We start from the raw sequence: 10,388 nt of genomic DNA, 5'->3' as shown, positions 1-10,388 counted from the left end.
AAACTTCTGTAGAATGTTCCACGGTTCGTCCTCCTCGTGTGAGGATAGGCTCGGCCCACCCGAGCAACCCTCGGAGCACCAGTGTAGGGCGAACCAACCTCTTTCACGAAACGGACATACGGTCTTATCTGATGGGAAACTGGGAGACGTAGCTCATTCGGCTATGGAGGAGTGAGGCTCTTTTATAGGCGGAGCGGGCATATTCCTGCCAGACTCCCACCCGCATCTCCTGTCTTCACCTATCCCGCGACCTCGTCCAAAAATCTGATATGCCGAGCGTTTCATAGGCCGTGCTGACCGCAACGTCGTGCAATCCATACACTCACGAGCACGCGGCGCCTGGCTCGCATGGCCGCACCAGTCATATCGAAAGGAGGTGCTTGCAATCCCGTTCGCCGTGTTCAGACAATCAGTCTGAAGCTTCAGACGGCTTCTGGGCGCGCTTTTCGCGTTCCTTCTGCTCCTCATCGAGTCCGCGCGCAAGCTGGCGACCCAGAAGCCTGGCAAGACGCAGAATAGCTGCGTCCGCTCTTGGCGAGAGCTGGGGTAGCATATTCGAAGATCGCCGCTTCTTACTCATCGGGGCTCGCGTTCCGTCGCTGAACCCGCCTGCATTTCAAGCCCCGACTGCAAATCGGGGCGGGGTGAGGGTGGAAAGAACGAAGGGGAGGGGATCTGGATGGATTCCCCCGTAAAGGCGGGCCACCATACTGATTGTCGGCCGATTTCATGCCCAGCGAAGCTGTGCTATTTTCTTCTCTGGAAGGGCTCTGCGAATGCAGGATGTTGATCACATCGAAACGACAAAGCAGGCGGCCCCGCCGTCGCCGCGCGCTGCGGACTGGTTCTGGCGTCCATGGTATGCAAAACTGACCTGGGCTCTGACGCTGCTCTACTGGATATGCCTCGAGCTTATGATCACCATCCCCTACGACCGGCTGAACATCTACCTTGTCAATGTCATGGTGCTGCTGATCTTTGTCTTCAATCCGATCACGGTAGTAGCGGTTCTGGGATATAGCTTCCTCAAAGCCAAGGTCGCATGCGGCGAATGGGTGATAACGCCAGGACCGCCGTCGCGACGGCCATTGATTGATCCCTATACAGATCCATCTGATGCTCGGTCGGGTGACATACATCTGCGACATATCGGCGTTATTCAGGACTAAAATCATGGATCCCGCCGCTCCTTGAAGCTGGGATTGCCATCGGCCATTCCGTTATCCCGATCGAACAGCAGTCGTCCGGAACTAAGGATCGAAGACTGCTCCATCGATGTGATTGGACCCGTTACATCGACTGTGCCACGGCCCGCATCCGCCTGCCTCAGATAGCGGTTGCGCAAGCCGTCATTGCCAAACACTTGCTCACTCAAGTGTTTCGCAAAAGTCTCCTCCGGGCGACCGGAGCGGGCAGCCGTTTTCTCTGCGGAGGCAATTGCCTCCCGAACATCGTAATTCACGATGTCGATCGACGAGCGAGCCGAAACTGAAGCGATTCCGCGATCCGTTATGTCCGCACTCAACTTGCCCGTTAGCGAACCGACGGCACTACCTTTGGCGCCACCTTTTTCTTCGCCCTCTTTCCCACCTGAACTAATCCCCCGTGATGCGGTAGCAGTAAGGTCGCCAGAAACGCCCTGAGTATCGCCCGTCTGATGTTCTGCATTTCGAGAAAGCGATCTTTGCCACCCGGTTTGCACCATGATCGCAGTGACATCGCGCTCCAGCGTATCGGCGACCTGCGGTTTCAACCGCCAGTTGCCCTGCCGATCCATCTCGAACCCGCCGCGCAACCAGTTAGCCATGGCGGTCTGGCCTTGCGCCCCGCTGCCCAGAAAATGCTCGATCGTGTCCGGGCCCGCCTGTTTGCCGGCTTCGAACCGCGTACTCGTGTCGTTTCGCGCAGACTGGCTGAACCCGGTGCTGCTGGAGACGAGCAGATCATTGTGCGCGAAGCTAAACCGGGCATGCCCGCCATTGGCGATGGCGCCGAGCTGGCTCTCATTGATGAGCCCGCCCCGCCACATCTGCGCCGCGAGCTCCGGAGTCAGGTTTAGGCCGATGTCCCCATTCTGGTCCATTGCAATCTGGCGCTTCGACATCTCGATCCCATGCGCGCGCAACAACGCTTGGGTGCGGGTGAGCCGCTCCTTGTTGACTATTCCTGTCAATCGCTCATTGCGCGCCCGATCGACGATGCCCTCCGCGCCGCCTTCCGCCATGTCGACCTGGTTTCCGGCAGTGCCCGCCAGCGCGCGGATGAAGGAATCGAGACGTGCCGCTTCGCGGACCGAGACGCCAGCGGCCGCGGCACCCTCGGCAAAGCCTGCATTATCCGCCTGACGCCGCCGCTCGCTGATCTGGGCATTGCCGCGAACCCCATCCGGACCAATCTCGCGCTGGGCGTCGAGCTTCCCGGACCGCTCGGCAAAGTCGTAACCCGCCGCTTCACGCGTGCGGCCGTAGACACTCGTGCCCTCCCGCGCGGCTTCCGCGCTCGCTCCGTCGGCCGTACCGACCTGGACTGCGGCATTGTAACTCTCCAGCGCGCGCAGGACCTGTGCCTCATTGCGCCCGGTAGAACGCGAGATCTGGGTGATCGCCGTCGATCGCGCCTCACCCGAGAGCGCATTGATGAACCCGATGCGCCGGCTGGTTTCAGTGACCGAAAGGCCAAGCATGGCCGCAGCCTGCCGTTGCCCCTGATTGCCGCCGGTGCGCTGCGCCTGCTCGGTTGCGACATTGCTCCGCTCGATGGCAGTAACCCTTTCACCGGCATAGTCGCGCCGGCCTTCCATCGTGCCGACCTGGGTCTGCGCGGCAGTCAGGTCATTACGCAGCATCTGCTCCTGATCGAAGGCGTTGGCGGTCAGCTTGGCGAAGGTTGGATCGGCGCTTGCCTGGCCGATCACAGTCGACGCCTTGAGTGCGGCATCCTTCGCGTCATAACCGCCGCGCTCGAAGTGCCGCTGCGCACCCGACTGCATCATGTCGTACGCTTGGCTGTCCCCGAACGCTTTCCACTGCACCATGTTCTGCGCGAAGGCAGCAAAGGCACGCTCGCCGGTCTGGCCTTCCCCAAAGTAGGTGGTGCCGAGCTTGCGCAGCGCGTCGCCCTGGGCAAAATTGTGAATGGCAGACGTCGCGGCGTTGCTGCGGATCGCGCGGGAAGTCGCGGGATCGCTCAGATCCCGCCCGTCGAGGGCAGGGGAGAGGCCGCCCAGCTCCCGCGCGGCGTCTGTACGACCCAGGCCAAAGGCCGCCGTTCCCGCTGCCCCACCACCATGTTCGCCAAGCACCGATCCGGCCGAAGCAAAGCTTCGGTCCAGACCAAAGCTGCTGCGTTCACCAAAGTCGCCGAACCCGGACGACGTCGATCGCCGCGCCGTGGTGCCACTAGCCGATGCCTGCGCTTCCAGCGCCGAGGCATAGCCCTCGCTGGTTCCTACCGTCGCGGCCGCCATGCTGCCCTGGCCCTGGACACCCAGCATGCCCGAGGTGAAGGCCGTGAACATATTGCCCGAGAAGCGGAACACCGTGAACACGAAAGCGCCGGCGAGGCCGGCAGCAGCCGTACGGAACGAACCGAAGATGGCCAGCGCCTTCATCGCGGCCGACGGTGCCAGGATCCAGCTATCGGCTGCGACGTTGGTCGCGCGCAGTTCGGCAAGCACGTCCATCGCCCGGCCGAGGGTCAGCTGGTATATGCCGGCATCGATCACACCCCACAGCGCAACGAACACGAACAGCCCCAGCGCGAAGCTGGCGACCCGCAGGTTGATCGGCGTCAGGATGAACAGCAGCGCGATCGGCATCATCATGAGCATGATCGCGAAGACTGACGCGCGGATGGTCGGCATCCACTCGTTGGCAGTGGATAGGGTGGCGAGGCCGTTGGACTCGACGGCGCGGTTCGCCATGACTCGCGCGGTCGCCGCCGGCGAATCCTCGAACAGGACGTCGCCCACGGTCTGGCCGAGCAGGACGTTGGTGAGGAACTTCTGCCGGCTCATCGACTGGCCCAGCATCATGTCGCCCAGCCCTTCGATCTGCTGACGGCAGCGATCGCGCTGGCTCGCCTGGGCCACGTCGAAGCCGGTGCGGGCGCAGATTTGGTCGCTATAGGCGTCGAACAATGTGGCGTCCGAGAGACGGTCGGCAATATAGCCCCAGGCCGCATCGCAGCTCATCGTCGTCCCGGCCTTGTCACTCGCCGTGAACACGGTCGAGAAGGTGGCGGGGCCGGCCATTGCCGCAAACGAGGCGGGCAGGTCGGTCGACGTCCGGAAAAGCTGATCGTCGTCGACGCCATAGGCCGGCGACACACGCGCCACCGGATAGCATTGACGCACATAATCCTTCACCGTCGCGTCGAGGAAAGTATCGACGATCGGGCTGCGTGGGCTAACCGCGTTCAGAAACAGATCGAACGCATGGCCACCCGCGCCGAACTCCAGCTTGGCATTGGGGTCGGTCGTGTTGTCGTCGATGGTTTCGGCAAGTGCGCGTTCCATCAGGTTGGTGACGCCAGCTACAAGGACGATCAGGTTGGGGACATCGCCCACCGGCTGATAGGCGTTGCGCACCCGATCATAGATGTGGACAGTGCCGGTGGTAGCGATCATGCCGGCAAACAGGCCGATGCCGACCAGCATCTGGAAGCCGAAGGCGACAAGGCCCATGCCGGAACCCTTGATGCTGGCGATAACAGCGCCAAATGCGATGCCGACCACCGCGATGATGACAACCAGCGTCTCGTAGCGCGGATCGCCGAAGATCATCGCTACGAGGTGGAACGCGTCGACGGTTTCGGAAAAGCCGTCCCATGTGTGGTAACTGGCATCGATGGCCAACGCGGGTGTTGCGCCCAGACATCCCAGAAGGACGCATGCCAGGCGGATAAGATGACGCATGGCTCGCCTCACCGGTTGCGATTGGCGTTGGCGCCCGCGGCGTCGCGGGCATCGCGGTCGCGCTGGCGGACAACCCCGGCATAGTTAGCCGACAGGTTCGCCTGGCTCATCGCGGCCATGTAGGATTGGCGCATCTGTGCACGTTGGCGAAGCACCTCGTCACGCAACTCGCGCAGCTGCTCGATGCCCTTGGTCAGAATGCGGGTCTGGCATAAGTTGTTATTCTCGGCATCCGCGGCGCCCGCCGTGGTCGCGCCGCGCTCGGCATTCTGCAGCGCGAAGTCGATCGAGCGGGTGAGGTCGTTCAGCATCTGATAAGCGAGGGTGAGAGCCACCAGTTCGTCCGTATCGGCGATCACGCTGTCGGTGAGGCCCTGCCGCACGCCCCATTCGAGCAGGCGATAGACCGGCAGTGTCCGGACATTGGCGACGAACTGCTTTTCCTCGACGGTGAGCGCAGCGCGCGTCCGGATCTTGACAGAGATCGCCTCCATCCGCTCGCGCGCCAATATGAGCGCGCCGCGCCCCGCACCGTTCACCGAACAATCCGCGCCAGTCGCAGGGATGTTGAGCGCGCGGGTCGGAACACGCCCCGTCAGGAAGTCATCGGCGCTTTCGGTATCCTGGCGCGGACAGGCGGGAATAGCCGAAAAGATCGGCACCTTGTCGTTGGCGTCCCAGCGCATATAGACATCGCCGACGCGGGCCCGCATCACGCCCGCCCAGTCGGATGCACCCACCCGCGCGGCGGCATGCGCTAGAAGCGAGCCGGTCTTGAAGATGTCCGTGACCTCGGCCGGGCAATTGGCGAGTGCGTCCTTGAGATCCTCGGTCGGGTTGCCCTTGTTCGACTGGATTTTCTCGCGGCTCTGCTGCCAGCTATTGGCATAGCCCTCGCGGATCGACTTGTAGCCGGTCATCTCCTCGACGATCCCCGACATGTTGTCGTCGCCTTTGGCGATTTGCACCATGCGATTGGCAAGGCGGCAGTCGTTCACCTGGATCGAGTTCAGGTAATTGGTGGCCGCCTCCATCTTTGAAATTATATTTCCCATCTTCTCGTCGAGCGTTTCGAGAAGATACTGGAAGGCGACGGCCGGCGCGGCCTGCAGGATCGTCTCCAGCTTCTGGACGAGATAGTCGGGGTCGAGGAACGACATGCCGCCTAAGAACATGTCGATGCCGCCGCAGCCGGCCTTCACCTTGGGAAGCGTCAGACTCATGAGATAGTCGTCATGGACGTCGACACGGCCCGACATTCCGCCCGCGGTCACATAGCCGCGGGTCTGATCCTCGAAGCTACCCGGCGAAGTGTAGGTGACATTGTCAAACCAGCTTTCAGCCCAGCTTTGGGCATGAGCGGGCACCGCCTGGCCGCAGGACGCTGCAATCAGGCAGAGAGCAAGAAGGGGACGGCGTACAAGACGGACCATGACAGATTTCCTGATGGGAAAAGTTGACGACACAGCCCCCACAAGATCAGCGTATTTTCCGATCGGAAGAGACCGGCGCCCTCACGCCGACAATTCCGGTAAATTTCGACATGGCGCGCACGCCGACGGCTGCCCGGGTTCCGGACAGCATCCGGGCGGCCAGCCAGGTGTTGCGCGCGATATTGGCGCCGTGATCGGTACCGATCGCGATCGGCACCATGCGACCCGGATCGACCAGCGGCCGCACCCAGGCGACGGGGTTGCCGACCCAGGGAAGGCCGAGACGACCCGAGCGCAGCGTCGCTTCCTCTGTCCCAAGTGTTCGGACCTGCCAGCCGTAGCGACCACGGAATGCCAGAAGCTTTGACCATAGGTCGCCGCACGGCAGGCAACCTAGCGCGGTGCTCATTTCGATCACATAGAGCGATGCCTGACCGCGCAGCATGGGTTCGAAATCGGGCGGAAAATCGCGCGTGACCGGCACGCGCGAAAGCCAAAGTCGCATGTCCGCAGCTGTCGACACCGGATGAATGGCGGCCTGCCGCGCGGCGTCCCGGTCTTTCTGCTGCGCGAGGGCGGTGGCCGGCAGCAATGCCGATGGCGCGAGCAGGAGGGGGCCGGAGACCAGCATGCGGACCAGGCGCCTCATGGCCTGGAGGCCCGTGCATCGATGAGATCGCCGCCGATCACGCGCGGATCGGTCGAGGAGACAGGGCCATTGGCCAGCGCGTCGAAGAACCCGTCTTCCTCGCCAGCGCCGGTCAGCCATTGCTCTGGCCGGATATCACCGCTCAGCAGCCGTACGGCCTGATAGGCCATCTGCGCGAGATTGGGATACGTCTCGACGCCCGCGGCGATCACCATGCGCTGGGAACTGCCCCGGCGGATGACCATGGTGGTCGGCGTCACTTCGACCCCGAAACGCTGTCCCATCTCAGGCCGGCGATCAAGGTCCATCAGGCTTACCTGCCAGCCCATGTCATCCTGGAACCGCTGGACGATCGGCCATTGCACCTTGCAATAGCCGCAGGTCTCGCGGGCAAACATGACGAGCGCGAACTCTCCGGCGTGCGCCCGCAGATACTGGCGGCGGATCTGATCCTTCTGCGCGCCCAGCACATCGCGCGCTTCGCCGACCATCGGATTGGCCGCTCTGGCATTGAGCTGCGGATGGGTGAGCATGGCCAGCTGGGTGACGCCGGCAAAGGCACGGGCCTTACGCCGGGCGAAGTCCTGCAGGCGCCAGAAATCGGCGACCGCGTCGATCGTGAGGACGGTTGCGGCATAGTCGCGCTGCTCCACGATGAGCTTCGCGATCCTGGGCGGCGACCATTTGGCCAACTCGACCATCGGCGGGATGAGGGGCTTTGGAACGGCGTCATCTTGCGCTTCTTCGGCAGGGCCGGATTTGGGCGTCTCGTACCACCAATAACCCCGTGCCGCATAATCGGTTGTGGGCGCAGATGTCGCTTGGGCGCATGCGGGACCGGCGGACATGAGCAGGACCGCACCCATGGAGAACAAGCGCTTCATAGCAGTTTCTCCATGCGAGAGAGCCGCTCGATCGCCACCGGGCCATAATAGCGGCTGTCATACCCGTCAGGATGACGCGAGCCGACGAAGATCATCCCCTCGGGAATGCGCGCGCTTTCCGGCAGCCAATGGTCAAGCGCCTTGCCGCTGCGTGCGGCAGGTTTGCTCATGCCCATCAACTCGCCATTGCAATAATACCAGCCATTCCGGCCCCCGCCCAAGCTGGCGGGCCTTTCGATCATGACGATCCGGTCTCCGGGCAGGCACAGTGCATATTTGGTGACGGAGACGGGGGCCGGGCCCGCCACCGGGTCGGAGAGCGTGAAGGACACGAGATCGCCGCGCTCAACAACGCCAGGGGAACGGTGCACCACCCAGGCGTCGATCGACGGCGTCATAACGAGCGTGATCTGCGGCATCACCCACCAGGCGAAGAGACCGATCGGCAGCACGAGCCCATAGGCTTTGAGAAGCTGTGCAGGCCGCGCCGGCTGCCCCAGGCCGCTTGCGCCCAGCGCCACGGCTGCCCGGAGCGGCAAATCCTTGAGTTCGCGCCAGAGCCGGTTACCGGCCCGCCAACTGAGCAAGAGCATCTCGCACCTCCTCTTTGCCGCCCAAGCGGCCATATTCCTCGAGCAGTCCGGAAAGGGCGGCATCGCCCAGGACGATATGCGCGGCACGCGGGCTGGCCTCGTTGCGTTCACAGTAGGGCAGGGTCGGATCACCCGGGATCATTGCCAGCGCGGGCACCTGGGTGACGCCATGCTGCCGGAACACCAGCGGATCGACGATGAGCTGCACGTCGCGCATCGCGCAGGCCGGGCCTTCGCAGCCGGGGTCGCGCCGCAAAATGGCGGCCGACAATTTCGCTATCGGCCCAACCTGCCGCATCCCGCCCGGCATGCCCCGGAAGGCCATGACACCCCCGGCCCGCTCGAGTTGCCCTGCATAGGTGCGCAGCGTTTCGACCGGCATGGAGGACGACACGAACAGCACCGGAACCCAGCGTTTCGCGCCAGCTCCGGAGACGACGCCGGCGAGTGCCGCTTCTTCGGGCGGTTCGAGGCCCAGGGCCTGCGCGACACGACGGCTGGCGTTCTCGCGCTCGATGGCCAGTGCGTCGCGTGCTGCCGCGACGTCGGCCTCCACCCGTTTCGCCATGGCGGGGTCCTGCTTGCGCCTGTTGATACCCTCGAAGGCGCGTCGCTCCGCGCCAGCGTCGGCTTTTGAGGGCAGAACGGGCGAAGCTTTCGTTGAAGCCTTGGCCTTGGCGGCAGCCCGCTTCACGCGCTCCATAGCTGCCTCGCCCTGGTCCTGGATGCGCGCACGCGCATTTTCGCTTGTCGGCTGATCGGCTACAGCCCGCGGTTCACTTGCACGCACCGATGCGGGGTTGAACGTGAGAGCCGCCAGAAGCAGGGCGCGGCTAGTTGCTGATCGTCTGCATATGGGCATCGATCTTGTCCTTCATATCGATCTGGATTTCGAATTGGGCGCGTGCCTCGATTTCCGCATAATATTCGGAGAGGTCCATTTTGCTGAAGTCGAGCGCCTGGAATTCTTCTGGCGTAAATCCCCGGCAATAGGGTTCCTTGGGTGTGCCCCAGCCAATTGCACTGAAGGCTTTGAGTTGAGGCCGACCCTGTTCCTGGATGATACGGCCAAGCTTGGTGTTGAAGCAGCAATGGCCCTGGGCCTTCTGCACACAGATGCCCAGTATCTTCGAGGAGCAATAGCTGCCCACTTCATGGCACATGCCCGAGCCGCGCAGCATGCCCACTTCCATGTCCTGTTGGTCGCAGCCCTGGAGCAGCACCTCGATCATGAAATTGACGGCCAGGCTGATCGCGATCGATGTCGGATCGATGCCGACGATGATTGCGTTGGCGCCAGCACTGGCGGCCTGGCTCGCCGTCGCGCCGGCCTTGAAGGCGGTATACGCGGCCTTCATGCCGGTGAAGACGCCCTTGGCGACCGCGATCTTGGTCGTAATCGACGAGATCGAACCGCCCATGCCGTCCTTGACGATCTTGCCCTTGTCCTTGCAGCAATTCTGAAAGCTGGTGCTGAGACCCGCGGGGCGACAGCGCGCGGCGCGTCCGGAGAAGATCTCGATCGTGCCGAGGCAATTGCCGTCGGCATCGACGGCGCCATCTGCGTCGACTCCCGGATCATCGACCGGCGGATCCTCGACGACAGGATTGGCGCTGGTGTCGATGCAGGCATTGGCCGAGCAGCTTGGCGCGCCGCCGCTTGCCGGTACGGCGCAGGCATAGTGATCGCCGAGTGGGCAGTGCATCGTCCCGGCCGGATCCGCCTCGCAGCGCGTTTCGCCGATCCGACACATCCATCCGCCTGAACCGGTCAGGTGACAGCTCGCCGTTTCGCCGTCGTCGGCCGCATCGCCATTGCCGTTCAAATCAACCGCGCATAATTGCTGGGCCATGGCAGTCGCCGGGAACAGCGCCAGGCTCGCCGCGACAAGCAGGAACATTAAGAGATGGGGG

Annotated in this window: 8 protein-coding genes; 1 reads left to right on the top strand and 7 read right to left on the bottom strand. The window is 63.2% G+C overall.

The annotated features are described in order from the left end of the window. Positions 1 to 776: 776 nt before the first annotated feature. A complete protein-coding gene (locus tag KRZ98_RS19685) occupies positions 777 to 1,169 on the top strand; it encodes a hypothetical protein (protein WP_066764166.1) in 393 nt (130 codons plus the stop codon). Positions 1,170 to 1,171: 2 nt separating this feature from the next. On the opposite strand, the gene KRZ98_RS19680 is transcribed toward KRZ98_RS19685, so the two are convergent. From KRZ98_RS19680 to traN, 7 genes are read right to left on the bottom strand one after another with little or no spacing between them, the layout of a single operon-like run. Beyond that, positions 1,172 to 4,915 (bottom strand): conjugal transfer protein TraG N-terminal domain-containing protein, encoded by a 3,744-nt coding sequence (locus tag KRZ98_RS19680; RefSeq protein WP_216313483.1) that lies wholly within the window; start codon positions 4,913 to 4,915, stop codon positions 1,172 to 1,174. Positions 4,916 to 4,923: 8 nt separating this feature from the next. Beyond that, positions 4,924 to 6,348, bottom strand: a complete 1,425-nt coding sequence (locus KRZ98_RS19675; RefSeq protein ID WP_066764167.1) for a conjugal transfer protein TraH — start codon at positions 6,346 to 6,348, stop codon at positions 4,924 to 4,926. Positions 6,349 to 6,394: 46 nt separating this feature from the next. Next, the gene (locus tag KRZ98_RS19670; protein WP_231736479.1) at positions 6,395 to 6,979 is read right to left on the bottom strand and encodes a hypothetical protein; all 585 of its coding nucleotides are present in this window, start codon (positions 6,977 to 6,979) and stop codon (positions 6,395 to 6,397) included. 14 nt (positions 6,980 to 6,993) lie between these two features. After that, positions 6,994 to 7,881, bottom strand: coding sequence for a conjugal transfer protein TraF (locus KRZ98_RS19665; protein WP_066764171.1), 888 nt, complete (start codon positions 7,879 to 7,881; stop codon positions 6,994 to 6,996). Beyond that, positions 7,878 to 8,474 carry a S26 family signal peptidase gene (locus KRZ98_RS19660; RefSeq protein WP_066764172.1) on the bottom strand — a complete coding sequence of 199 codons (597 nt, stop codon included), beginning with the start codon at positions 8,472 to 8,474 and terminating at the stop codon, positions 7,878 to 7,880. The genes KRZ98_RS19665 and KRZ98_RS19660 overlap by 4 nt, the downstream gene beginning before the upstream one ends. After that, positions 8,446 to 9,336 carry a type-F conjugative transfer system pilin assembly protein TrbC gene (locus KRZ98_RS19655; protein WP_082733406.1) on the bottom strand — a complete coding sequence of 297 codons (891 nt, stop codon included), beginning with the start codon at positions 9,334 to 9,336 and terminating at the stop codon, positions 8,446 to 8,448. Before KRZ98_RS19655 ends, KRZ98_RS19660 begins: the two co-directional genes overlap by 29 nt. Beyond that, a complete protein-coding gene (traN, locus tag KRZ98_RS19650) occupies positions 9,308 to 10,375 on the bottom strand; it encodes a conjugal transfer protein TraN (RefSeq protein ID WP_231736480.1) in 1,068 nt (355 codons plus the stop codon). Before traN ends, KRZ98_RS19655 begins: the two co-directional genes overlap by 29 nt. Positions 10,376 to 10,388 lie beyond the last annotated feature (13 nt).

It is taken from the genome of Sphingobium sp. AS12 (genome assembly GCF_019097845.1).
In the GTDB taxonomy this organism is placed as follows: domain Bacteria; phylum Pseudomonadota; class Alphaproteobacteria; order Sphingomonadales; family Sphingomonadaceae; genus Sphingobium.
This window is presented reverse-complemented; position numbering and strand designations above follow the sequence as displayed.